The 24498-nt window shown below is 61.5% G+C and carries 24 protein-coding genes and 1 pseudogene; 17 read left to right on the top strand and 8 right to left on the bottom strand.

Annotated elements, in window-relative coordinates; translation table 11 throughout:
- Positions 1-9 precede the first annotated feature (9 nt).
- The 6 genes from D1F64_RS23155 to D1F64_RS06460 all read left to right on the top strand — a co-directional run bounded on the left by D1F64_RS23155 (position 10) and on the right by D1F64_RS06460 (position 4856).
- Positions 10-210 carry a hypothetical protein gene (locus D1F64_RS23155; protein WP_162901350.1) on the top strand — a complete coding sequence of 67 codons (201 nt, stop codon included), beginning with the start codon at positions 10-12 and terminating at the stop codon, positions 208-210.
- Entirely contained in the window at positions 177-1163 is a 987-nt protein-coding gene (locus tag D1F64_RS06480) for a quinoprotein relay system zinc metallohydrolase 2 (protein ID WP_162901349.1), read from the top strand. The genes D1F64_RS23155 and D1F64_RS06480 overlap by 34 nt, the downstream gene beginning before the upstream one ends.
- Positions 1160-1993: a quinoprotein dehydrogenase-associated SoxYZ-like carrier gene (locus D1F64_RS06475; protein ID WP_205470674.1), complete on the top strand. Its 834-nt coding sequence runs from the start codon at positions 1160-1162 to the stop codon at positions 1991-1993. The genes D1F64_RS06480 and D1F64_RS06475 overlap by 4 nt, the downstream gene beginning before the upstream one ends.
- A gap of 50 nt (positions 1994-2043) precedes the next feature.
- Complete coding sequence (locus D1F64_RS06470; protein ID WP_117411758.1) at positions 2044-2580, top strand: DUF3280 domain-containing protein; 537 nt, start codon at positions 2044-2046, stop codon at positions 2578-2580.
- 651 nt (positions 2581-3231) lie between these two features.
- The gene (locus tag D1F64_RS06465; protein ID WP_117411757.1) at positions 3232-4023 is read left to right on the top strand and encodes an ATP-binding cassette domain-containing protein; all 792 of its coding nucleotides are present in this window, start codon (positions 3232-3234) and stop codon (positions 4021-4023) included.
- Between the two features lie 32 nt (positions 4024-4055).
- Positions 4056-4856, top strand: a complete 801-nt coding sequence (locus D1F64_RS06460; RefSeq protein ID WP_248304755.1) for an ABC transporter permease — start codon at positions 4056-4058, stop codon at positions 4854-4856.
- Between the two features lie 706 nt (positions 4857-5562).
- Here D1F64_RS06460 and D1F64_RS24320 read toward each other — a convergent pair.
- Positions 5563-5688: pseudogene (locus D1F64_RS24320) on the bottom strand (IS481 family transposase); the annotation flags it as partial.
- A gap of 326 nt (positions 5689-6014) precedes the next feature.
- Between D1F64_RS24320 and D1F64_RS06450 the strand changes: the two are divergent.
- Complete coding sequence (locus D1F64_RS06450) at positions 6015-7916, top strand: hypothetical protein (protein ID WP_117411755.1); 1902 nt, start codon at positions 6015-6017, stop codon at positions 7914-7916.
- A 613-nt stretch (positions 7917-8529) separates the two neighbouring features.
- Here D1F64_RS06450 and fghA read toward each other — a convergent pair.
- From fghA to D1F64_RS06435, 3 genes are read right to left on the bottom strand one after another with little or no spacing between them, the layout of a single operon-like run.
- On the bottom strand, positions 8530-9375 hold the full coding sequence (gene fghA / locus D1F64_RS06445) for an S-formylglutathione hydrolase (protein WP_117411754.1): 846 nt from the start codon (positions 9373-9375) through the stop codon (positions 8530-8532).
- A 20-nt stretch (positions 9376-9395) separates the two neighbouring features.
- Positions 9396-9917 carry an N-acetyltransferase gene (locus tag D1F64_RS06440; protein WP_117411753.1) on the bottom strand — a complete coding sequence of 174 codons (522 nt, stop codon included), beginning with the start codon at positions 9915-9917 and terminating at the stop codon, positions 9396-9398.
- Positions 9918-9919: 2 nt separating this feature from the next.
- Positions 9920-11032 carry an S-(hydroxymethyl)glutathione dehydrogenase/class III alcohol dehydrogenase gene (locus D1F64_RS06435; RefSeq protein ID WP_117411752.1) on the bottom strand — a complete coding sequence of 371 codons (1113 nt, stop codon included), beginning with the start codon at positions 11030-11032 and terminating at the stop codon, positions 9920-9922.
- A 735-nt stretch (positions 11033-11767) separates the two neighbouring features.
- On the opposite strand from D1F64_RS06435, the gene D1F64_RS06430 reads away from it, so the two are divergent.
- The 10 genes from D1F64_RS06430 (at position 11768) to D1F64_RS06390 (ending at position 19690) form a co-directional block, all read left to right on the top strand.
- Positions 11768-13000: an ABC transporter substrate-binding protein gene (locus D1F64_RS06430; protein ID WP_205470673.1), complete on the top strand. Its 1233-nt coding sequence runs from the start codon at positions 11768-11770 to the stop codon at positions 12998-13000.
- 130 nt (positions 13001-13130) lie between these two features.
- A complete protein-coding gene (locus D1F64_RS06425) occupies positions 13131-14123 on the top strand; it encodes a YVTN family beta-propeller repeat protein (protein WP_162901348.1) in 993 nt (330 codons plus the stop codon).
- Between the two features lie 44 nt (positions 14124-14167).
- Entirely contained in the window at positions 14168-14599 is a 432-nt protein-coding gene (locus D1F64_RS06420; protein ID WP_117411750.1) for a copper-binding protein, read from the top strand.
- Between the two features lie 52 nt (positions 14600-14651).
- Positions 14652-15293, top strand: coding sequence for a hypothetical protein (locus D1F64_RS06415; RefSeq protein WP_162901347.1), 642 nt, complete (start codon positions 14652-14654; stop codon positions 15291-15293).
- Between the two features lie 2 nt (positions 15294-15295).
- A complete protein-coding gene (locus D1F64_RS06410; RefSeq protein WP_117411748.1) occupies positions 15296-16006 on the top strand; it encodes a hypothetical protein in 711 nt (236 codons plus the stop codon).
- Positions 16003-16353 carry a hypothetical protein gene (locus D1F64_RS06405; protein WP_117411747.1) on the top strand — a complete coding sequence of 117 codons (351 nt, stop codon included), beginning with the start codon at positions 16003-16005 and terminating at the stop codon, positions 16351-16353. The genes D1F64_RS06410 and D1F64_RS06405 overlap by 4 nt, the downstream gene beginning before the upstream one ends.
- A 484-nt stretch (positions 16354-16837) precedes the next feature.
- Positions 16838-17473 (top strand): HIT domain-containing protein, encoded by a 636-nt coding sequence (locus D1F64_RS06400; protein WP_117411746.1) that lies wholly within the window; start codon positions 16838-16840, stop codon positions 17471-17473.
- On the top strand, positions 17474-18670 hold the full coding sequence (locus D1F64_RS23150; protein ID WP_162901346.1) for a hypothetical protein: 1197 nt from the start codon (positions 17474-17476) through the stop codon (positions 18668-18670).
- Positions 18651-19268 (top strand): AIR synthase related protein, encoded by a 618-nt coding sequence (locus tag D1F64_RS06395; RefSeq protein ID WP_117411745.1) that lies wholly within the window; start codon positions 18651-18653, stop codon positions 19266-19268. The genes D1F64_RS23150 and D1F64_RS06395 overlap by 20 nt, the downstream gene beginning before the upstream one ends.
- Positions 19268-19690, top strand: coding sequence for an AIR synthase-related protein (locus D1F64_RS06390; RefSeq protein WP_346432305.1), 423 nt, complete (start codon positions 19268-19270; stop codon positions 19688-19690). The genes D1F64_RS06395 and D1F64_RS06390 overlap by 1 nt, the downstream gene beginning before the upstream one ends.
- Here D1F64_RS06390 and D1F64_RS06385 read toward each other — a convergent pair.
- The 4 genes from D1F64_RS06385 to D1F64_RS06375 all read right to left on the bottom strand — a co-directional run bounded on the left by D1F64_RS06385 (position 19687) and on the right by D1F64_RS06375 (position 23730).
- Positions 19687-20151, bottom strand: coding sequence for an SLATT domain-containing protein (locus tag D1F64_RS06385; RefSeq protein ID WP_117411743.1), 465 nt, complete (start codon positions 20149-20151; stop codon positions 19687-19689). The two genes, D1F64_RS06390 and D1F64_RS06385, sit on opposite strands and share 4 nt — an antisense overlap.
- Before the next feature lie 337 nt (positions 20152-20488).
- Positions 20489-20743 carry a hypothetical protein gene (locus D1F64_RS25335; RefSeq protein ID WP_346432304.1) on the bottom strand — a complete coding sequence of 85 codons (255 nt, stop codon included), beginning with the start codon at positions 20741-20743 and terminating at the stop codon, positions 20489-20491.
- Positions 20740-21489 carry an HWE histidine kinase domain-containing protein gene (locus D1F64_RS06380; RefSeq protein ID WP_346432303.1) on the bottom strand — a complete coding sequence of 250 codons (750 nt, stop codon included), beginning with the start codon at positions 21487-21489 and terminating at the stop codon, positions 20740-20742. Before D1F64_RS06380 ends, D1F64_RS25335 begins: the two co-directional genes overlap by 4 nt.
- Positions 21490-22062: 573 nt before the next feature.
- The gene (locus D1F64_RS06375; protein WP_162901344.1) at positions 22063-23730 is read right to left on the bottom strand and encodes a hypothetical protein; all 1668 of its coding nucleotides are present in this window, start codon (positions 23728-23730) and stop codon (positions 22063-22065) included.
- Between the last annotated feature and the right edge of the window lie 768 nt (positions 23731-24498).

Here is a 24498-nt window from a genome sequence, read left to right as displayed (position 1 = left end):
GACAACCCGATGCTCTACGAGGTCCTGATCACCGTCTGCCTGATCGCCAACCCGGCCCATTGCCGGCAGGTTCCCGTGCCGGTGAAGCTTTACGCCAGCATCCGCGAATGCTCCGCGCACGCGCAGGTCGACGCGCTGCGATGGGCGGAACGCAAACCCGGATGGCGGATCGCCGGATGGACCTGCGCGCCGCCGAGTGCAACCATCTGATGAGCCGGACCGCCTCCCCACACGCCACGCGCCGCCGGGTGCTGCAGGGCCTCGGCGCCGCCGCCGCCATCCTCCCGCTCGACCCCGGCCTCCTGCACGCCGCCGCGGAGCTGCCATTCGTCGAGGTGGCCAGCGGGATCTACGTGCGGCACGGGGTGCAGGAGGAACTCTCGGCGGCCAACGGCGGCGCCATCGCCAACATCGGCTTCATCATTGGCGCCGACAGCGTCGCGGTGATCGACAGCGGCGCCACCCGCCAGCAGGGCGAGGCCGTGCTGCGCGCCGTCGCCGCGGTGACCGACCGGCCGGTCAGCCACCTCATCGCCACGCACGTGCATCTGGACCATTGCTTCGGCCACGCGGCATTCGACACCGGCAGCCTTGTCTCGCTGGGCCATCACCGCCTGCCGCGCGCGCTCGCCGAACGCGGCCCCTTCTATCTCGAGCGCATCCATGCGCTGTCGCCGGACTTCGCCAGCACCACCTTCGTGCCGCCCACGCGGACGGTCGAGGACACGCTGACCATTGATCTGGGCAACCGCCTCATCGAGCTCGCCGCCTGGCCGGCCGCGCATACGGACAATGATCTCACAGTCTTCGATCACCGCACGAAAACGTTATGGGCGGCGGACCTGCTTTTCGACGCCCGGTTGCCTACACTGGACGGCAGCCTGCTGGGCTGGCTCGAGGTGCTCGACCGGCTGATCACGCCCGATGTGGACCTGGTCGTTCCGGGCCATGGCGGCATCAGCGACGGGCGCGCCACGCTCGCCCGGCAGCGCGGCTATCTCGCGGCGATCCGCGATGGCGTCCGCGACGCGCTGGACGACGGGCTCGACATTCCGGCCACGCTGCGGCGGCTGGAAGACACCGGACGCGCGGACTGGCTGCTGTTCGACGCGTTTCACGGCCGCAACATCGTCACCGCCTACACGGAACTGGAGTGGGAATGATGGTACAGACACCTCTCGGATCGATGGCGCCCCTCGCGGCACGTGTCGCCTTGGCCTGCGCCCTGCTGCTTCCGGCAACCCTGGCCCGGGCCGATGAGGGCAGTTGGGCCGACATTCGCGCCAGCCTGTTCGGCGAAACCCGGGCAATTGAGGACGGCGCCGGCGTCATCGCGCTGGAGGCCCCCTACCGGGCGCTGGACGCGGCCACCGTGCCGATCAAGATCGTTCCGCAAATCCCGCAAAGCGCGAACCGCTACATCAAGACGCTGACGCTGATCATCGACGAGAACCCCTCGCCCGTCGTCGGGACCTTCCGCTTCTCGCCCGACAACGGCATCGCCAGCCTCGCCACCCGCGTGCGCGTCAACGCCTACACCAACATCCGCGCCATCGCCGAGACCAACGACGGCGCGCTCTACATGACCACAAAATACGTCAAGGCCTCGGGCGGCTGCTCCGCGCCCGCCGGCAAGGACCACGAGCTGGCGCTCAGCCGCATGGGCAAGATGAAGCTGAAGCAGATCGGCGCCTGGCACGCCGGCCAGCCGGCGGAGACCCAGTTCATGGTCTCGCATCCCAATTATTCGGGCATGCAGAGCGACCAGGTGACCCAGCTCTGGATCCCGGCCGACTACGTGCGCACCATCGAGCTGACGCTCGGCGACAAGCCTGTGCTGTCGTTCGAGGGCGATATCTCGATGAGCGAGAACCCCTCGATCCGCTTCTTCGTCAAGCCCGAGGACAGCGCGGTGCTGCACGCGAAGGTCACCGATTCCGAGGACCGGGTGTTTGAGCAAAGCTGGCCGGTCCACCTCGAGCCCGCATCGTGACCCCTGATCGACTGGACGCCTGACACCGAACGCTCCAAAGAGGACACGCCATGAACCGCGCCGCCCCCGTCGTCCTGGCGATCGCCGCCCTGCTCGCCGCGACCGTCGCGCCCCCCGCCATCGCCGCGGACGCGCCGCGCATCGCCGTGTTCCCGTTCGAGCTCAACGACACCAGCGGCGAGCAGCGCGACACGCACGATGCGGAGCAGGCGCGTCTTGCCATGGTCACCCAGGTCGCGGGCCGCATGCTGGCCGAACGCGGCGCCGAGATCGTCGATGTATCCGCCTATGCCGGGAAGCTCGAGACAATGCCGCGGCTGTGGCAATGCAATGGCTGCGAGGTGCCGCTGGCGCGCGAGGCCGGCGCCGACATCGCCATCACCGGCATGGTTCACAAGGTCTCCACCCTGATCCAGTCGATCCTGCTCATCGCGCGCGACACCGAAAGCGGCCGCATCATCGGCAACGCCTCGGTCTCCATCCGCGGCGACACGGACCAGGCCTGGCGGCGCGGCGTGCGCTATATCGTCAAGCGCGACATGCTCGGCGAAACCGTCCACGCCCGTCTGCGTCATATCGATAATTAGGGCTCGATTGGAAACCGGGCGTTTTCCCTGAAACATCAACTTGCTCCCCTCTCCCCCCTTGCGGGGAGATGCCGGCGCAGCCGACAGAGGGGGGGAGCCGCAAACTCCAGGCCCCGTCACCTACCCCCTCTGTCACCCTTCGGGTGACATCTCCCCCGCAAGGGGGAGATGGGAGCCCGCTGGACGTTCTCAGCAAGGTCTCCGCTCTGCCGTTAAACCGGACAGCAGTGGCACAAGGCCTAGGACGACGATCGAGGCGCATGAGCCTTGTCGTCAAATTCAAGGGCGGTCCTCGGGCCGCCCTTTTTGCTGAAATTGACGCACATAACCCCGGTCAACGGTGCGAAATCACCTCTCCCATGGGGAGAGGTCGGGCTGAAAGCCCGGGTGAGAGGATGCGACCCCTCCGCATCCCTCCGGCCTCGCCCCCCTCACCTCAACCCTCTCACCATGGGAGAGGGAGCCAACCCCGCGGTGTCGTCGCCATGTGCGATTTCCGAGCCCCTTGCGGGGGAGAAAACGCGCGGCGCAATCGCGGATGCCCACGTCCATCACACTCCCCGCCCTATCGGACTTAAGACCCATCCCGCGCCGCTTCCGCCTCGCACATTGCTTCGCTAAGCTGCGGGCAGAAATCCCAGGGAGGGGCGGATGCAATCAGGCAAGGAGCCGCCGCGCGCCAGCGTGGCCGCCAATGACGACGCGCCGGCGTTGCGGGTCACCGGCGTGTCCTATGCCTATGGCCGCCACCAGGCACTGGACAATGTGAGCTTTCAGCTCGCGCCCGCGAAGGTGACCGCGCTGCTCGGCCCCAACGGCGCGGGCAAGACCACGCTTTACTCCATCGTCACCGGGCTGTTCGACAGCCGCGCGGGCGCCATCGAGATCGCCGGGCACGATCTGCGGCGCGACCGGGCGGCGGCGCTGTTTCGCATCGGCATCGTGTTCCAGGCCCAGACGCTGGATCTCGATCTCACCGTGCAGCAGAACCTGCGCTATTTCGCGGCCCTGCGCGGGCTGTCCCGAAGCGCCGCGCATGCGCGCATCGACACGCTGCTCGACCAGGTGGGGCTTGCCGACAAGCGCCGCGTGAAAACCCGGTCCCTGAGCGGCGGACAGCGCCGCCGTGTCGAGGTGGCGCGCGCCCTGCTCGATCATCCCGCGCTGCTGCTGCTCGACGAGCCCAGCGCCGGGCTCGACATCGCCACGCGGCGCTGGCTGGTCGATCACGTGCACCGGCTGGCGCGCGAGGAGGGCATCGCGGTGCTCTGGGCCACCCATCTCACCGACGAGGTCATGCCGGAGGATCATCTGATCGTGCTGGAAAAGGGCCGTGTGGTGGCCGACGGCCCGCTGCCCGATGTGCTGGCCGCCGCAGGTGAGACCACGCTGGACGGGGCGTTTGCGAAACTCACCTCGGCGCCCGTGGGAGAACGCCTGTGAACCCGCGCGCCCCGCATCCCGTCCGCGCCGCCCTGCCCGCCCATGCGGCGCGCGCCTTTGCCGCCATCCTGCAGCGCGAGCTTTTGCGCTTCGTGCAGCAGAAGGAGCGGTTTTTCGCGGCCCTCGTGCGCCCGCTCATCTGGCTTCTGGTCTTCGCCGCGGGCTTTCGCGCGACCCTCGGCTTGTCGATCATCCCGCCGTACGAGACCTACATCACCTATGACGTCTATGTGGTGCCCGGGCTCGTCGGCATGATCCAGCTCTTCAACGGCATGCAGTCGTCGCTGTCGATGGTCTACGACCGCGAGATGGGCTCCATGCGGGTGCTGATGTCCACGCCCCTGCCGCGCGGCTTTCTGCTCGTCGCGCGCATGCTCTCGGGCACCTTCGTCTCCATCATCCAGGCCTACGCCTTCCTCGCCATCGCCTACGCCCTCGGCACCGACGTGCCGCTCGAGGGTCTGCTGCCGCTGTTTCCCGTGCTCATCCTCACCGGCATGACGCTCTCGGCGCTCGGCACCTTCCTCTCCTCCTGGATCCGCCAGCTGGAAAACTTCGCCGGCATCATGAATTTCGTCATCTTCCCGATGTTCTTCATGTCCTCCGCGCTCTACCCGCTGTGGCGCGTGCGCGAGGGCTCTGTGACGATCTATGAGCTGTGCCAGTGGAACCCGTTTACCTACATCGTCGAGCTGATCCGCCATGCCATGTACCAGACATTCGAGCCCTTCTCCTTCGCGGTGGTCGCCGGCACGCTGATCGTCTTCACCCTCGCCGCCATCATCGGCTACACCCCGGCAAGAGGCGGGCCTGCGGCCGGGCGGAAGGGGTAGAGGGACAGACGGGCATAGGGGCATAGGGGCATAGGAAGTTCACCTTCGTTTCCCCGGACGCAACGCGACACCGGCTCGAGAGCCAACCGCCATATACCGAGAGACCCGTCTCCGCCCCCTCTCCCTCCAGGGAGAGGGCCGTGTGAGGGCCCGCACGCCACACCCGCCATGCCGCGCCCGAGCAGACGCCCTTCACCCCACCAATCCAGCCCGGGCCCCTGTCCTTCGGCGCCCCCTCATCCGGCCTTGCAGGCCACCTTCTCCCCAAGGGGAGAAGGGAAGGGCGCAGGCTGCGAGATTCAGCAGGTCACAGCGGCTCACGAGTCGCACCCACCGCCTCCGCCCCTCTCTCCTTCCGCACGAAACCCCGCCGCCTCCGCCGCTCTCTCCGCCCGACCGGGCTCCGACGTTTCCGCCTCTCTCTCCTCCGCCCGAAACCCCGCCGTCTCCGCCCCCTCTCCCTCCAGGGAGAGGGTTGGGGTGAGGGATCAAAACTCACGGGGATACGGAGATCCCGGCTCACCCGGCGCGGAGCCTGTCCTTGTGCTGGCCACAAGCAAGACCCGAGGGGACCGGCCTCTCCCCATGCGAGAGGTTGTTCAAATCCCGCGCGCTCAGCGGTCACCCCAAGCCCACCACCCCCGCGATGTCATCCCGGGCGAGCACAGCGAGATCCGGGACCCACTATACCGCCCCGCAAACACGGGCGCCGGAGCGTGCTCTCGCTTACGCCAAGCTCTACAGCGAGCGCCGGAACCGACGCCGCGCTGGATTGAATGTACGCGCGCTGTCTCGGCGTCGTCGTCGCATTGGCATGCAGCTTCACCAGCATGACAGTCGTCCCTTCAACCATGCCTGCCCCGTTCGCACCGCCAGCGCATCAAGCCAATCTTCCGGGACACAACACGAAGGCGGGCATCCAGTAACCACAGGCCTCACGGCCCGCACACCACCGCCTGCCACACGGAGTACTGGATCCCCGCGCAGGCCTGCGGCCTCCCGAGGATGACACCCAGGGAACACAGTTGACGACATCGGCGGCGCACCGAGTTGCTTTCGTGGCGCAGTGGTTCGCCAAGGCACGATGAAACAGTGACAAACCGAACCCGACACGGCTAGTCTCAAGGTATTGTCATAAATGCATTGTCGGGGGTCGAAATGGCGCAATTCGACGATTTCAGCGGCCCAAACGGCCAGCCCACGGAAGCCGAGCGGCGGCTGATCGCGGCGACGCAGGCCGGCGAATGGGCCGAGTGCCAAGACATCGCCGAGAAGGCGGAAAAGACCGTGTCACCCGCCCTGATCCGCGCCCTGGCGACGGGCGTCTTCGAGCACAAGGATTCCAGCGGCTGGGCCTTGGCGCCCGACGGTATCCAGCTCTTCGGCGCCACAATCCCCGAGCGCCTTGGCCTCGCCAACCTGCGCATCCCGGCCTCGCTGAAATTCATCACGTGCGCATTTCCCGAAGGCGTCGATCTGAGTGATACGACGATCCAGGGTGCTGTATTTTTCCGCAAGTGCGCCATCGACGGCGAATTCGATATCAATAGCGCCGATATCGCCGGGCAATTCTCTGTCAACAACACAACGTTTCACAACGATGGAGGACGCGCCGTATGGGCTCAAGGCGTCAAGGCGACCGTCTGGTTTATGGATAATGCCGAGGTCACCGGCGAATTCACTATCCCCGGCGCCGAAATCACAGGGCAGTTCTCTGCCGACAACGCCAAGTTCAGCAACGCCGGTGGCAACGCCATTTTCGCACAAGACGTCAAAGCGGCAGATTTGCTCATGCGGAATGCAAAAATCGAGGGCGACGTACTACTCAATCATGCGCACATTCACTCTATGCTCGACCTGTCCGGCACAAGTTTCACCGCCTCGCGTCATCGCGCCCTGACGCTGTCAGACGCCGAAGTCCAGGGCCCCGCCAATTGCGAGAACGCCTGCTTTCTCGGCCATATCCATGCCAGCCGGGCGCATTTTCATGGCCAGGTGTCATTTCGCGGCGCCCAACTTGTCGCCGCCACGCAGGCGCGTAAGGCCGGCGATCTCCAAGCAAGGCTCGCCGAGACAGTCAGTGATTCCGACCGGACCCGGCAGAACCGGTTTCGCCATCATGCGCTTGTCCTGCGCGAGGCGGTGTTTGAAGGGCGCCTTATCATGCCGGAGACCTGCCCGGAAGGCATCGTCGATCTGGGCCGCGCCCGCTGCGACACGCTGGAAGACGTTGCTTCCGGCTGGCCGCCGATGCTGGTTGCCGGTCAAGACACCTGCGACCAACGCCTGTGCATCATCGAAGACGGAATGCCCATCGACATCCAGCATCTCGTGCTCGACGGTTTCGAGTGCAAGCATTTCGAGCATCCCGACGGCACCGACCGTCCCGTCGGCGATGGCGCAGGCCCCGCCCGCATTGTCTGGCTTGCCGGACAGTCGGCGGATGATCTGAAGACCCATTTCAATCCCCAGCCCTGGCGCATGACGTCGGCCGTGCTGCGCGCCATGGGATACGAGAAAGCGGCCGACAAAGTTTCGGTCACCCGCCGCACCCGCCAGCGCCTCTCGAATGGCACGCCTCGGCGCACGCGGCTGCTCGGCTGGCTGCTGCACCGCACAGCCGACTATGGCTACAATCCGCTGAAGGCCGTGGTGTGGTCGACGGGCATCGTCGTCATCTTCGCTTTGCTTTTCGCAGGCGGCAATGCGCTCTGCGAGAACGCGCGTTGCGGCGCCCGCGATGCCTTCCTGCAGGCCCGCCACGGCGACATCAATGAGGGCGCCTATCCCGCCTTCCAGCCGCTGCTCTATTCGCTCGATCTGTTCGTGCCGATCCTCGATTTCAATTCCGAAAGTTTTTGGCGAGCGGATACCGACGCGAAAATCCCGCTTGAAAAACCCTATCTGAAGCTCGGCTTCGGCCCTCTCTTCGTCGCCCAATCGATCCCCGTCGGCTGGCTGCTGCATCTTCTCGCCATCGCCGAACGCGTGATCGGCGCGATCATGGTCGCCATCGCGATTGTCGGCTTCACCGGGCTGGTGAAGCGCGAGGAAAAGTAGCCCGCAAGGCGCATTGTGGTGCGACCGGCGCGAGCGTTTCTCTATCTCCCCATGGAAAGGCAGACGTCCGGCGCCCGCGCATGAGCGTGCCGCCCATCCTTCGAGACGGGCCGTCGGCCCTCCTCAGGATGAGGGTGGACAGGTTTCATAAAGATCTCAACGCGATGACCTCATCAAGAGCAGGAATTTTCTGCGTCTCCCCATGGAAAGGCAGACTTCCGGCACGCGCATGAGCGTGCCGCCCATCCTTCGAGACGCGGCCCTCCTCAGGATGAGGTTGGAAGGGTTTCATAAAGATATCAACACGATGACCTCATCCTGAGGAGCCGTCGAAGACGGCGTCTCGAAGGATGGGCGGCTTGATCGAAAGCCAGCCCCTTCCAGGCGCCCACCTTTCCGCTCCCTCTCCCTCAGGGAGAGGGTTGGGGTGAGGGGACCAAAACTCTCAGGGATACGGCGCGGCCTGCACCCCTCACCCGGGCGTGCCGCCCGACCTCTCCCCCTGGGAGAGGTAAAGGCCCTTCCCGCCGCCCCCCAACGCAAAACGGCCGGAGGTTTTCGCCACCGGCCGCATCCCCCGATCGCCCCCAAGACACACTCGGGGCGCGGCGCGCTATCCGCCATTGACCCCGTTGAGGATCCGCGCGTGGTGGCGCAGGTGGTCTTCCATGAAGGTCGAGATAAAGAAATACGAGTGATCGTAGCCCGGCTGCATGCGGATCTTGGCGCTCTGCCCCGCCGCCTTGCAGGCGTCGATCAGCCGGTGGGTCTGCAGCTGTTCGTCGAGAAATCCGTCCGCGTCGCCCTGGTCCACCAGGATCTTGGTCGGAAAGCCGCGCGCGCGCACCAGCTCGCAGGCGTCGTGCTGCGCCCATGTGCTCTCATCCGGACCGAGATAGGCGGTGAAGGCCTTCTGGCCCCAGGGCACCTTGGTGGGGGCGACGATGGGCGAAAACGCCGAGACGGAGGTGAAAATCTCGGGGTTTCTCATGGCGATGGTCAGCGCGCCGTGCCCGCCCATGGAATGCCCAAAAATGCCGCGCGCGCCGGCGCGCACCGGGAATTCCGCTTCCACCAGCTTGGGCAGTTCCTTGGTGATGTAGGAATACATCTGGAAGTGCGGCGCCCAGGGTTCTTGTGTGGCGTCGACATAAAAGCCCGCGCCCTGACCGAGATCATAGGCCTCATCATTGGCCACGCCCGGCCCCCGGGGGCTGGTGTCGGGCGCCACGACGATCATGCCGCATTCCGCCGCCATGCGCTGGGCGCCGGCCTTGACGGTGAAATTCTCCTGCGTGCAGGTCAGGCCCGAGAGATAATAGACCACAGGCACGGGTCCGCTCTCGGCCGCCGGCGGCACGTAGACGGAGAAGGTCATGTCGCAGGCACAAACCTCGGACGCATGTTTGTAGACACCCTGGACGCCGCCGAAACTGCGGTTCTCGGAAACGGTTTCCATCGAAAAAATCCTTTATTCGCTTACGCTTCGGTCAGATCCAGATACATCACCAGCGCGTCCACATAGCCCTCGCGCGGATGCAGGAACGCACCCGGCAAGCGTCCGACGATCTCAAACCCGTGGCTCTGCCAGATGGCGATGGCGCGCGTGTTGGTGGACACCACGAAGTTGAACTGCATGGCGCGAAACCCGCGCGCCCGCGCCGTCTCCAGCGCATGCGCCAGCATCCTGCGGGCCACGCCCCGGCCGCGCGCCGCATCCGCGGTCACAAACCCGCAATTGCACACATGCGCGCCGCCGCCCTTCTGGTTGGGGCCGATGTAATAGGTGCCCAGCGCCGCGGCGCCGTTCCCGGCCGGGTCCTTCGCCCCGTCCTCCGCGATGAACACCTCGTGCCCGCCGCGCCAATAGGCCAGCGCCGCGTCGCGGCCGATATCACGATCAACCGCATAGGTATCGCCAGCCGAAAACACCGGCTGCAGCATGGCCCACATCGCGCCGTCGTCAGACGGCGCGATGGGACGCAGGGCAACATCATTCATGATCAGTAGAGCACCACCGAACGGATCGATTCACCGGCATGCATCAGGTCGAAACCCTTGTTGATGTCTTCCAGCGGCATGGTGTGGGTGATCATCGGGTCGATCTCGATCTTGCCGTCCATGTACCAGTCGACGATCTTCGGCACGTCGGTGCGGCCGCGCGCGCCGCCGAACGCCGTGCCGCGCCAGGAGCGGCCGGTGACCAGCTGGAACGGACGGGTCGAGATTTCCGCACCCGCCGGCGCCACGCCGATGATGATCGATTCACCCCAGCCCTTGTGGGCGCATTCCAGCGCCGTGCGCATCACATTGACATTGCCGGTGGCGTCGAAGGTGTAATCCGCGCCGCCCTTGGTGAGATCCACCAGATAGGGCACCAGGTCGCCCTCGACCTCCGAGGGGTTGACGAAATGCGTCATGCCGAAGCGTTCCGCCATTTCCTTCTTGGAGTTGTTCAGGTCCACGCCGACGATCATGTCGGCGCCCGCCAGCCTGAGGCCCTGCAGCACGTTGAGCCCGATGCCGCCGAGACCGAAGACCACCGCCTTGCAGCCGATCTCCGCCTTCGCCGTGTTGATCACCGCGCCGATGCCGGTGGTCACGCCGCAGCCGATGTAGCAGACCTTGTCGAACGGCGCGTCCTCGCGGATTTTCGCCAGGGCGATTTCCGGCACCACCGTGAAATTGGAAAACGTCGAGGTGCCCATGTAGTGCAGGATCGGCTCGCCATCGAGCGTGGTGAACCGCGAGGAGCCGTCCGGCATCAGGCCCGCGCCTTGGGTCGAGCGGATCGCCTGGCACAGGTTGGTCTTGGGGTTTAGGCAGTACTCGCACTGCCGGCATTCCGGCGTATAAAGCGGAATGACGTGATCGCCCGGCTTCAGCGTGGTGACGCCCGGGCCCACCTCGACGACGACGCCGGCGCCCTCATGGCCCAGGATCGCGGGAAACATCCCTTCCGGATCGGCGCCGGAAAGCGTGAATTCATCCGTGTGGCAAATGCCGGTGGCCTTGATCTCCACCAGAACCTCGCCCACTTTCGGACCTTCCAGACGAACCGTGGTGACTTCCAACGGCTTGCCCGCCTGCACAGCCACTGCAGCGCGTACATCCATAGCTGATATTCCTTCGGTTTATCCTGCCCAACATCATGCCGGCCGGTTTGCATCGGCCCTCGCCGCTGCGGGTCCACCCGTGCGCATGAAAGCGCGTTTCTCGAACTGTCTCGCCAAGGTCATCCGGGCGATGCCGCGGTTTGCGGAAATCCGCCCCGCCGACAGACCTGCGTTGTTGGTTTTACGGGAAAATTCGGGTTCCGTTCTATGGTCCGAAAGTACTCATTTACGCCCACGGAAAGCCCGCGGAACGGTCCGGCGCACACCATCGCACCCGCCCATTCGCGGCGCGCGGGCGAAGCGCCGCCCACCTCCAGCAGGCTGGCGCGGCGCCGCAACGCCATGCGGCCGGTCCCCTGTTAGCAAATCCGCACCCGCACCGTCACGATGCGGCGTCTCTTTTGCGCAACAAATAACAGGCAGCGCCTGATCTGCAAGCGGGCGGAATGCGCACAGCGCCGGTGAGCAGACGCCGGACACGGAGCGCCAGGCTCCGTCCGTGCGTTCGCCGCCACGCGCGCCGCGCGGACGGAGACGAAGGCCGCGCGTGAGGAAAAATCCTCACATTACTGTAATATCAGCGGGCTGCCGGAGACCGGTTCCGAGACGTCGCCGCGCGCTCCAACCGGCACTTTAGGCCTATGTTTTCTCGCCAAAAAACCTGCACTATATAACAGTGATATCCTTGCACCAGACAACCGCCGGCAGAGCGGTCCGCAAGGCGGGGGAGGAAAAGTGACCAAGCGTTTCCAGAAAACCGGGGCATTTCTGCGCGCGCCGTCCCTGCGCGCCTGCCTGCTTGCGCTCGCCTGCGCCGTGATCGCCTTCCCAGCGCGCGCGGCCGATCCACTGTCCATCGACATCGTGTTCCTGACGCGCATGGAGGAGCCGCGGCTGCCGCTGTCCTTCATCGAGCCGGTGGTCGAGGATCCCGGCGTCTGGGGCGCGCGGCTGGCGATCAAGGACAATCAGACCACCGGCAAGTTCATCGGCCACGCCTACAATCTCATCGAGATCACGGTGCCGGCGGACGGCGACGCCGGCGCGGTGTTCGCCGAACAGCGCGCCACGGGGCGCGACTATTTCATCTCCGATCTGCCGCGCGCCGATCTTCTGGCGCTGGCGCAACACCCCGACGCCTCCGGCGCCCTGATCTTCAACGGCCGCGTCGGCGACGACGATTTGCGCACCGGCCTGTGTTTCCCCAATGTCTTTCACACCGCGCTCAGCCGCGCCATGCGCACCGACGCCCTGGTGCAGTTCCTGGTGTGGAAGCAATGGTCGCGGATCTTCCTGTTTTCCGGCACCCAGCCCAACGACGTGGCTTATGCCGATGCCGCGCGGCGCTCGGCGAAGAAATTCGGCGCGAAAATCGTCGCCGAGGACACCTACGCCTATTCGCCCATCGCCCGGCGCACCGACAGCGGCCACATCCAGGTGCAGCGGCAATTGCCCATCGCCACGCAGGAAGGCGGCGAGCATGACGTGCTGATGGTCGCCGACGAGAACGAGGTGTTTGGCGAGTACCTGCCCTACAACACCTATCTGCCCCGCCCGGTGGTCGGCACCCAGGGCCTGTCGGCCTCCTCCTGGCATCGGGTGCAGGAGCAATGGGGATCCACCCAGTTCCAGCGCCGGTTCACGGAGATCGCCGGCCGCTGGATGGAAGAGCGCGACTATGGCGCCTGGCTCGGCGTTCGCTCCATCGGCGAGGCGATCACACGGGTCGGCAACGCACGGACGGCGGATGTGCGCGCCTATCTGCGCTCCGAGGATTTCAAGCTCGGCGGCTTCAAGGGCTCGGGGCTCAGCTTCCGGCCGTGGAACCAGCAGATGCGCCAGCCGGTGCTGGTGATCAACAAGCGCGTGCTGGTCTCCGCCTCGCCGCAGCCGGGATTTCTGCACCAGCGCACGACCCTCGACAGCCTCGGCTACGACAAGCCGGAAACCCAATGCGCGCTCGAATGAGAACTGTCGATTTCATTCTCCAGGCCGGCGTCCGCCGGTCCGAATTCATCACCCGGCAGCCAGTGCCCGCCAGAGACAAGCGTCTCCCTGCCATGGCGCAAGCAACCCGGACACAGGGAAAGGCCAGTACATGACACGCGGAGTTCTCAGACAAACCACCGCCATGCGCCTGCTCTGCGCAGTGGCGCTCTCGATCCTGCCGGTGGCAAGCGCCCAGGCGCTGACCATCTTTGTCTCCAACGAGAAGGGCAACTCCATCTCGGTGATCGACGGCGAGACCTACGAGGTCACGAACACGGTGCCCATCGGCAACCGCCCGCGCGGCATCGCGCTGAGCAAGGACTTCAAGCATCTCTACGTCTGCGCCTCCGACGACGACCACATCGTGGTGCTGGACACGGAGAGCCTGGAGCCGGTCGGCACCCTGCCGTCGGGTCCCGATCCGGAACTGATGGTCATCTCTCCGGACGGCAAGCGGCTCTATGTGGCCAACGAGGACGACAATCTGGTCACCGTCATCGATCTGGAGACCAGCAAGCAGATCAACGAGGTCGAGGTCGGCGTGGAGCCGGAAGGCATGGGCGTCAGCCCGGACGGCAAGACCATTGTCAACACGTCCGAGACCACCAACATGGCGCATTTCATCGACGCTGAGACCTTCGAGATCACCGCCAACGTGCTGGTCGACCAGCGGCCGCGCTACGCGGAGTTCACCGCCGACGGCGCGGAGGTCTGGGTCAGTTCGGAGATCGGCGGCACGGTCGCCGTCATCGACGCGGCCACCCGCGAGATCAAGAAGACCATTTCCTTCTCCGTCCCCGGCCTGCAGCCCGAAGCCATCCAGCCCGTCGGCATCCGCATCCTGAAGGACCGCTCCAAGGCCTATGTGGCTCTCGGTCCCGCCAACCGCGTCGCGGTGATCGACGCGCAGAGCTTCGAGGTCGAGGACTACCTGCTGGTCGGCCAGCGGGTCTGGCAGCTCGCCTTCACGCCCGACGAGAGCGAGCTTTATGCCTCCAACGGCATTTCCAACGACGTGTCCGTCATCGACGTGAAGCGGGACAAGACACGCAAATCCATCACTGTCGGCAGCTACCCCTGGGGCATCGCCATCAAACCCTGATCCGCGGCGCCACCCGAAACGATGCTTACAGAGGAAACTCACCGATGACACACATGCTTCGCCTCGCCGCCATTGCCGCGGCCCTTGCAATCACCGCGACCGCGGCGCGCGCCGACGGCTATCTCGCCACCAAGCCGATCGAGCTGGAAACCCTGGTGCTGGGCACCAACCCGATCGGCTTCGATGTCTCCGTGAAGGAATACCAGTTGCGCACCGGCCAGGCCTATTCGCTGGAGATCGAGAGTTCCGGCTTTCAGGAATATGCCATCGTGGCGCCGGAATTCTTCGATTTCATCTGGCTGCGCAAGATCGAGGCCGGCGGCATGGAGATCAAGGCCAACTCGATCTACGAGCTCGAATTCGAAAACGAGGGCTCCGCGGAGATCTTCTTCGTGCCGATCAAGCCCGGCACCTACGAGATGTACGCCCGCGGCCTCAAGGAAAAGGGCACGTCGGTGACGTTCATCGTCAAATGACCCAGTATCGACAAATGACCCGATATCAACGCAATCCCTTGGGCGCGGTCACATGAGCTTGCTTCGCCCATCCCCGGTGCGGCGGCCGGCCCGGCTCGCAGGCCTGCTGGCCGCCGCATTGCTCACCTCATTGCCCGCCATGGCCGCGGGCGATGATCCCGACTGGCCCTGCATCCAGCGGCTGGTGCCGCGCATCTCCCCCGCCCAGGTCTGGACGGGGCCGGAGCCCAAACCGGAGATGTGGGCCGGCAATCTCGACATCTCCCGGCTGGCGTCCAAGATCGCGGTGCGGCGCACGCCGATCAGCGAGGCGGAGAAGCTGGTCGAGCGCTTCGCCGAAAAGCAGACCGAGGCGCTGGGCACCCAGGGCGCCAACCGGGCGCTGACGGGATTGTTCGGCCGTTCGCTCGACATCATCAATGCCAACCGCGCCTCGCTGATCGCCGGCATCAAGCGCTTCGCCAGGCGCCAGGCGGAGCTGGCCGCGCGCATCCGCGACAATCGCGCCAAACTGCAGGACGGCGGCGACGCGGAGATCTCCGACGGCGTGACGCTGGACGACGCCCTCACCTGGGACCTGCGCATCTTCGACGAGCGCGAGAAATCCCTCACCTATCTGTGCGAGCAGCCGGTGCTGCTGGAAAAGCGCGCCTTCGCGCTGGGCCGCACCATCGGCTATTACCTGGAAGATTGATCATGTTTGCATTCGAAAAAACCCTGCGCCGCACCGTTGCCTTCGCCGCTTTGATCGCCACGCTGGCCGCAGGACCGGCCGCCGCGGAAGGGCTCGAGGGGCTGACGCCGAATTCGGCCGCCGCCGGAATCTACGGCACCGACCATCTCGCCGGCATGGCCGACACCGCGCATCTGGTCTACGACTACGACCTCGCCGGCGCGATCATGCCCAAGCCGTTCCATGACGAGGTGGTGCTCGACTTCGCCCGCAAGGAGAAGGCCGAGGAGCGCACCTATGACGTCACCGTGTCGATGTTCACCCAGACCCGCAACCAGAGCGTGGGACCGATCACCTCGACGTCCGTCAATCCGCTGGTCATGGTGTTTCTGCAGCGCGACGTGAACCAGATGGGCCGCTCGACCGGCGGCTCGAGCCATTACTTCCGCAATGTCATCCGTCGCGCCATGGCCGCCGCCGGCCATCACACGGAAACCCCCGTGAGCATCGACTGGCAGGGCAAGACGCTGGAGGCCACGCGCATCTCCTTCCAACCCTTTATTTCGGACAAGAACAAGGCGCGGATGGAATCGTTCGCCGCCAAGACCTATTCGTTCACGCTGGCGCCCGGCGTGCCCGGCGGCGTCTATGAGGTCGGCAGTTCCACCGCGGAGCCCGGCGGCGACAAGGTGCTGCTGCGCGAGACCTACCGGCTGCGGGAGAGCACCCAATGAGGCTTGCGCTCTCCATGGCCGCCGCCCTTGGTCTGGCGGCGCTCGCGCCGGATGCGGCGCGCGCCAACGACTATCCCACGGAGGTGGTGGCCGACTATGTGTTCGGCTGCATGGCCGCCAACGCCCAGACCCGGACCGCGCTGCGCGAGTGCTCCTGCAGCATCGACGTGCTGTCGACGCTGCTGTCCTATGAGGACTACTCCATGGCGGAGACCGTGCTGCGCATGCGCCAGGTTCCCGGCGGCGGCGAGAAGATGGCGCTGTTCCGCGAAACCCCCTTCGCCAAGACCGCCGTCGATACCCTCCGCCGCGCGCAGGTCGAGGCCGAGGTGCGGTGTTTTAGGTAGGGGTTGATGGCCGCCTCTTAACGACTGTTGTTGCAATGCAGCCAGACTTGCATTGGGCCGCGAGTTGGTGTTAGTTCGTCATCCATTGAACGACGGGCTCTGAACTTTATACGCCATCCACTGCGCAAAGCTTCTTAGCATCGGCGTTGGGGCGTGTATATTCGTTGTGGGTACGAGCCAAATTGCAATATTTTTAGCAAGCCTATCTTAGCAGAAATCGTCTTCCTATTTGATACTGCACCCTTCCTGGTAAGTCTAAAATTAATTTTTCTCCGATAGCAACACAGATCAAATATACATAAACTGGAAAAAACCGGACAGCGACACAAGCCCCGCCTCATATCGCAAACAAAAAAATTTTCGATCGCTTGCACGCAAAAATTGCGCTGCAAACTATGATGATGTCGACAAGGAAAAAACAGCAAACTAGATGTTCTCAATAAAGGACATAGCGAATATAATCAGAGCTACAAGGAGGTGAAGAATGTTTGATAACCTGCTGTATGAGGCACAAAGCGGGCGCCTTGATATTGCAATAGCCAAACATGCAAAAACTGATTATCGCATCGTTCATGAAACTGAAGCGTTCGCAATTCTGCCGACTGTTTCACCGATAACTTCTGGTCATTGCCTTATTGTTCCCAAAGTTCAGTGTACCGGGTTCTACGAAGTAAACAACGATACATATAAAACATTGCTGTATGAGCTACGAAAAAAAAATTTCTATCGTAATGGATATATAACTTTTGAGCACGGAGTATACGATGCATCTGAGTATCGGTGTGGTGTCAACCACGCACATATGCATATCATGCCTTGGAGGACAAATTTCCTTCCGTTCATTCGGCAACAGCTGTTAAAACTGTGTGAGAAGGAACCATTTAAGCTTGTTGACCAAATATGTCTCACAGATCTGCGCGCATATGACGATAAGCAGACATCCTATGTGCATGTTGAGAGCCATATCGGGACAAGCTTCAGTCTCATGGGTCGGAATTTACCAAGTCAAATAATGCGTAATATCGCGGTCGATTTTGGATACTCTTGCAGCCGGAACTGGAGAAAGCTCGATAATTGGGACCTCTTTTCAGAAACTCTAAAACTTTGGGGAACTGTTTAGATGGTCGAAATTGTATATGAAATGCTCTCGGATCGTGAAAAGTCTTTAATTGAATGTTGTCTTGATCGAATAGGCAACGGGGCAAATAGGATTTATATAGCCCCCTTTGATCGAGTGGGTAGATCGGGGGCGAGATTGTTTCGTGTATTCTTTTGTCCGGACAAAGATTGCTATCCACATATAGTAAAAATCGATCGAAAAGATCGAATTCAGAGAGAGTACGAAAACTTTCAAAAAATTCAAAACTACCTTCTTCCTGAGACGACTGGCGCACCGCGTGAGCCAATCTATGAATCAAGAGAGGCGGAAGAAGCACTCGGCATTTTATACTTTCAGATAGTGAGTGACAGCAATTTTGACTCTGCAAGAACTTTACAGTTATCTGATATTATATTTGATGTGTCCAATGACCCAGATATAGAAAAAGAGCGTTTAGATTGCCTGCGCAATATTTTTGACAGACTTTACGGCATTTGCCTTTCACGAACTGCTGATACTTCTAATAATGAACCAACTTCAGTTCTCTTAAAAGATGAGTTTGAATGGCACATAAGCGCTATTAAACGCTTAAATCCAAGGAAAAAATATGGACAAATAGTCGGTATCGAGCATATCGATGAAGCAATGTCTACGTGTGCGGGGGCCAATTTTGCCAATCCGGTACGTTTGTTTGAAGAGATATCGTCCGGCAAGGGCATCTGGGAGGAACCGGTCATTAGAAATCTAAAACACGTACACGGAGACCTTCATTGTAATAACATCGTTCTGAATTCCGAGAAAAAGCCAGTTTTAATTGATTTCGCCTGGGCTCAACTTAACGCCGACATACTAAAAGACTTCGTCTTACTCGAAAATTCTATTCGAGTAGTGATGTTTCCGGCTTACGTTAATCTTGATCGACATAAAGAAATTGATGAATTTTTGCTGGAAGAAGACGGACCGTTAAAAGCACGTAATTTACTGACCGGGGATGAACCATTGTTTTTACATTACGTTCGCCTATTGGAAATTGTTGAAATAATTCGGAAATATGCTCGACGATATGGCGGAAAGGGTTATGATTGGCCCCAGTACCTGCAATCTCAATTCATAACAATGTATCGCCAACTTGCTTACGACACACCCAACAGTATCGTCGGCTTCCGTACACTCGGCATGATAGGGAATAGGGTAAAACATGAACACCAACGATCTTGACCCAATGTTAACTGTAGGTGAAGTTGGTGAGAAAAGACTGATTAGGGACCATATTCGACCGCTAGCCCAAAAGACTGGGCGGACTAATTCCATTTGGGACGATTGCGCAACAATATCGGCTGGCGTTGACAATATCACTATCACTACCGATAAGATCCCAGAGGATCTTGTCGCGTGGAAATACGGCCTTATGGATTCAGTAGCGCTGGGCAGATATCTTGTTGAGGTGAACGCGAGCGACATTTGCTCGATGGGTTGTCAGCCTAAATATCTACTAGTAAATGTAGCTCTTCCGCGAAATTTTAGCGCAAGCGAGTTTATAAAAATTTATTCAGGAATATCTAAAAGATGTAGAGAGCTAGGTATTTCAATTGTTGGCGGCGACACTAAATTCGCTTCGAGCCTTTCACTTGTGGGGATTGCAGTAGGTTACGGCGCTAGCGGCAATTTCCACCGTTACACAGCGGGGCCATCCGAACTGGTATTCGTCACGGGAAAGGTCGGGGATTTGGTGCAGCGCTCCGCCTTATTGTCAATAACAAATGGGATTCTCGAAAGCTTGATGAAAATACTCAACGATCGCTCTACAATTCAATAGTGTCACCAATTTGCGAGGCACGTTTAGTGGATGCTTTAGTGCACACTGGCTTAGTTACCTCATGCATGGATATTTCAGACGGATTAGGTCAATCGCTTTTAGAACTGGCGGGCGCCTCCAATGTTGGGATTTCAATTAACGGCGATTCGATACCTTTGAGTACGGGCGTCGTTGAAGCATCCGAGATCCTAGGATGTAGTTGGCCTGAGATTGTCATGGGCCCGGGGCTTGATCTTAAACTCCTAGGCACTATGGCAGACTGCGATGCTAGCAGAAATGCCTGCGATCAGCTCGGCATTTCAATTATTGGCAGAACGACAACTGACAGAAACCTAAAGTGGATTTCTCGCGACAACGTCTCAATGAAAATTGAAGGTTATGATCAGCTCAAAGATGATCTACTTATATCACTCAAGAATTAATCTTTTTCAAAATCTATAATAGGCGCATTCTCTGTAATTTTGCTATACTGATCGGAGAGTTCCCTAAGATTGTCTGAGAGTTTATTGGTATCAACATTTTGGCTTGATTTGGATATTGCAATCTCAGCCTCCAATCTTCTTCTAATATTTGAGTATAACCCGCCTGTTATTCTATGTTTTTCAGCCCGCTCGTTGTATCCGAGAAAGGTCATAAGAGAACTTAGTATTGCAGCGACCATACTTACGCCCGCTATTAATAAAATAATATAACGTGATGTAATTTGCCCTTCGCTCGCAGAAATAAAAGCTGTTGATCCAACAATTGTGGAAATGATAATAGCCGGAATTCCCAAAAAATAATGCATTCTCTTTAGTCGAGCCGCTTCTTTAAGCTGGTCGATAGATGCTCGGCGAGATCGTTCCTGCAGCCTCACAAGCTGATTTAGTATTTCATCTGCCATCAAAAATGCCTATCAAACATTGTATTTATCGACATGATACTCGCAAATCTCTTACGAACTTTTCTATCCCAAAATGGCAAGCTCGGGTAGGGACAATTTACGGCATGCCATCTTATCGATTGTGATCGTGTTGACCTTTGGAGACTAGATATGTGGCGTGGCGACAACTATCCAACCCAACTCGGGGCAGCATAGTCACAGTCCGGCCGTCGATACCCTCCGCCGCGCCCAGGTCGAGGCCGAGGTGCGGTGTTTCCGCTGAAAGCGATGGCGTCACCGCGCGACCGGGATCCCGGGCCGCCGGTTTGAGCGACTGCTCAGGGCGACGGTTGCCAGCTCAACTTGAAATTTTTTCGCCGCTGATCAGCAGGGTAACCAGCGCGCCGCTTTTCGACCATTCGTAGGTGACCGATCCTCCGAGCTGGCCTTCCATCGTCTTCCGCACGAGACTGCTGCCATAGCCGCTCAGCTCCGGCGGGCTCTCCACTTCCGGGCCTCCTTGCTCCACCCAGCAGATCTGGACGTCCTCATCCAGCATGCTGCCGGAGACATCCAAAGTGCCGTCTTCCGCCGAGAGCGAGCCATATTTCACGGAGTTGGTCGCCAGTTCATGCACGATGAGAGCGAGCGCGGTCGCGGTGACATGGCCCACCCCATGCGCGGAACGGCAACCCTGATGCGCCCGGCAAATGCGGACTCGTCATCGTAGGGCGCCAGCAGCACCGTGAAGATGTCGCCGAGCAGGGCGGTCTTGCCTTGCTCTCCCGGCAACGGCCGAACCAGGTCATGGGCCCGATCCAGCGCCGTCAGGCGGTTGACCAGCTGCTTCGTCATGTCGTCGATCGAGGTCGATGAGCGCGACGTGATCCGCGTCAGGCCGGTCGCGATGGCCAGCAGATTCTTGACGCGATGGCTCATCTCGCCCGCCAGCAGCTCATGACCCTCTTCCGCCTGCTTGCGGTCGGTGATGTCGAGGAAGATTCCAGTGACCACGCGCTTTACCATTCCGGCATCCTCACCTTGCCCGCGCGCGGAAATCCAGCGGACGTGCGCGCCCACCATGGTGCGGAAATCGATCTCATAGGAGCCGACGGTCGCTCTGGTGGCGGAGAAGGCCGCGCTCACGCGATCCTTGTCCGAAGGGTGGATCTTCTCCGACAGGCTTTCAAATGTGAGAGCCTTCCCGGGCGTAACCTCCCAAAGCTCGTATCCCCGCGTGTCCATCGCGAACGCATCGGTGTCGACGTTCCAGGTCCACAGGGAAACGCCCGCCGCGTCCACGGCGCGCCGCAGTTCCGCGTATCCCCATTCAGGGGTGTCCGGTTCGGTATTGGACAAGGTGCCTCGCATGTCTGAACAAGCGCGAACGACGACACGTCCGCGCGATGTCAGACCTACATCAAGTCAAGCGCGGAGTCTGTATTCAAACACCCTCGCTTCCGCGCAGGCCTGCCATGAAACCGTCGCCGAAACCGCACGCCGCAATCCGTCCCGCCTTGGGTCCGGGCGGCGGCGAGACCATGACGCCGGTTCGCGCCCCCGTCGCCAGGACCGCAATAGACCAGCTCCACCGCGCGCAGGCCGAGGCGGACGTGCGGTGTTTCCGGTAAAGGCTTTTCGGTCCTGACTGTTTTCGGGCCTCACAGGACGCGTTCGTATAACGCCTCCTCTTTCGGAGCGCCCGCCACGATCCAAGCCCGCCGCATCCGCCCCCTCTCCCATGGGGAGAGGGTCGGGGTGAGGGGTGCCGGGTTCTCAGGGATACGGTGAGGCTGGATCCCCTCACCCAGGCGTGGAGCCTGTCCTTGGGCTAGAGCCGAGGGCCCGACCTCTCCCAACGGGAGAGGTGATTGGGAGCCGGTTCGCTGAGATCCTGCCGTGGACGCGTCACGCCCGAGCACACCGCCAACGTCAGCCGGCGGGCGCCAGTCCGAGATATTTTTTGGCGTTGCCCTCAAAGAACGCGGGCGCCCAATCCCGGATCTCTTCGTCATCAAAGAACTCATAGAAGGCGTTCAGATACGCCCGCGTACGGCCAATTGCCTGCGGCATCGACCAGTCGGTACCGTAACACACCTTCTCCTTGAAATGACGCCGCGCACCGTCCGGCTTGGGCGCCGTCAGATAATGCTTGAGCCGGTCAAAAACCCGGCAGCGCCGGTTCGGATCGAGGACATCCAGAATATATCCCAATCCGAGATAGACGTTGTCATAGTCCTGCGCGAGTTGAATGACCCGGTATGCAAAGCTTTTCTCGAAGTCCTCATCGGACGCCGCCGCCCACCCGTACCAGTCGATTTCCGTGGCTCCGCCCCCGTGTCCGAGGAACAGCCAGAGATCTCGTGCGGCGTACCTCTCCATCGCGCGGCGCCACAGCTCCGGGTCCGCGTAGATGCCGTATCCCTCTTTCGCTGAAAACCCGACGGGCGTGCAGTGGGTGAACATCCGCAGGCCACGTTGCGCGAAGTACGGCAGGATCTCCGCCATTGCCGCCTGGGCGTGCGGGGCGGGGGCGGCCTCTTCCGCCCGGTCTGCGTAGACGGGAGGCGCGCCGGGACCCACCGGCGTGACGTAGCTGCGGTCGTCGATCGGCCGGTAGCCGAGCGGGCAGTAGATCTTGAACCCCTTCGCGCCATGGGCAACGCCATGCTCGACGTAGGACTTCCAGTCCTTGCTGCGGAAGGGATCCACCGCCCCGTAGGAAATCAGTTTTCCGTCGGTTTCCTGGGCCAGCGCGTTCATGCGGCGCATCTGTGTCTTGAAATCGAAATGCGGGCGCTTGAGATTGCGCCCCCACAGCTCCGCGTAGGCTTCCTGCATGTCCATCAGCACGCCGACATAATGCGTGGCGTCGACCCCGTCGGCGGGTTTGCCCTTCGCGTAGTCCTTCTCCAGGACCCGGTAGCGGTTCCGCTCTGAAAGGGCCATCACGCCGATGAAAAGCAGCACCTGGCGCAGGCCTCGCACTTGCGTCGGGCTCAGGCCGGCCGCCTTCAGACCGCGATCGGTTCCCGGATCGAAATCCTCATCGAGGTGCAGGTGAACCGCCTCGTGAAAGAAGGGGCTGCCGGAAACCCTCTGACCCGCCACGGAGAAACTGCGCGCCAGCAGGCTGTCCAGTTCATCGGGGATGTCCACGTCATCGCCGAAGACCGATTTCTCGGCGAGCGGCTCCACATGCAGGATCCGGCTGCTCATCGGCGGCCGGTCGATGCCCGCTTCGCCCAGTTCGGTCGCAATGTCGTCGATGCCGCCAAGCGCCTCTTGCAGAGCCTCCTCCTCGTCCGGGCTGCGTTCGGCAAAGCTCTGGTAGCGCCGGATCAGCGTCCGGGTTCGCCCGGTCGTCACGCGCATCAATTTGTCCGCGTCCCGCCCGAGAAGAGCCTCGACAAGGTCGTCCTGGTTCTCGTCATCCGCGGCGCCGAAGTCGCTGACACCCGTGATGGAAAACGCAATGCGCGCCAGGCCGCGCGCAAGCAAGTTGGGAACCCCGAACGAGCGCAGAACGCCGTGCAGCGGCAGATATCGTGCCGTGAAGAGATGCGTGTGCATGTCGATAAAAGGATATTGAGGAGGCATGGTGCAATTCCCGCGCTTTATTCTGATTCAGAAACAGATTTTCTCTTTTGTGAACCCGAACTCAACTCTCTACCTGTGAAACAGGACAAAATCTCCAAAACACAAACCATCAGGAACACGCATAATGCGCGAATAGTTCCTTTTGCGGAATTCGGCGATTTGGTTGCTCAGACAAATAATTTTCGAGTATGGACACCTTGAGCGAGAAATCAACGCGGGCCGTCGAAATTTCAGGCCGCCCGCGCTGGGCTCCAGCGCGCACCCATGGGCCCCGCTGCAGAATGGCCGCGGCCCGCTCCGCACCCGTCGCCCATCCTTCGAGACGCCCGGCAGGCGCCGGGCTCCTCAGGATGAGGACTGTCGTGTTGACGTTTTGAAGATAGCTGCAAACGCGCCCTCATCCCGAGGAGACCCGAAGGGCCGTCTCGAAGGATCGGCCGCTTGTTCCTCGTATGCATTCTCGGGACAAGCCCGCCGTATCCGCCCCCTCTCCCAAGGGGCGAGGTCATTGAGAGCCAGACGCGCCTGCGCAATGCCCGGCCCCCTACCCTCAACTCACCCGGTAGTGACGAGACATTGAGCCGCCCTTCCCCTCTCCCACCGGCCAGTCCAAGGACAGGCTCCGGTGGGAGAGGGGAACAAGGCTTTGCGCATCGCCGAGCGCCGCGTGCGCGTTCGCCTCGCCGCGATTGACGGCAGAGATGGACGGGAAGCGATCATTCGGTGCACTTGGGACCGACTCCCGGAATGCGCCACAAGCTGCCTTGG

Source organism: Breoghania sp. L-A4, assembly GCF_003432385.1.
Lineage (GTDB): Bacteria > Pseudomonadota > Alphaproteobacteria > Rhizobiales > Stappiaceae > Breoghania.
This window is presented reverse-complemented; position numbering and strand designations above follow the sequence as displayed.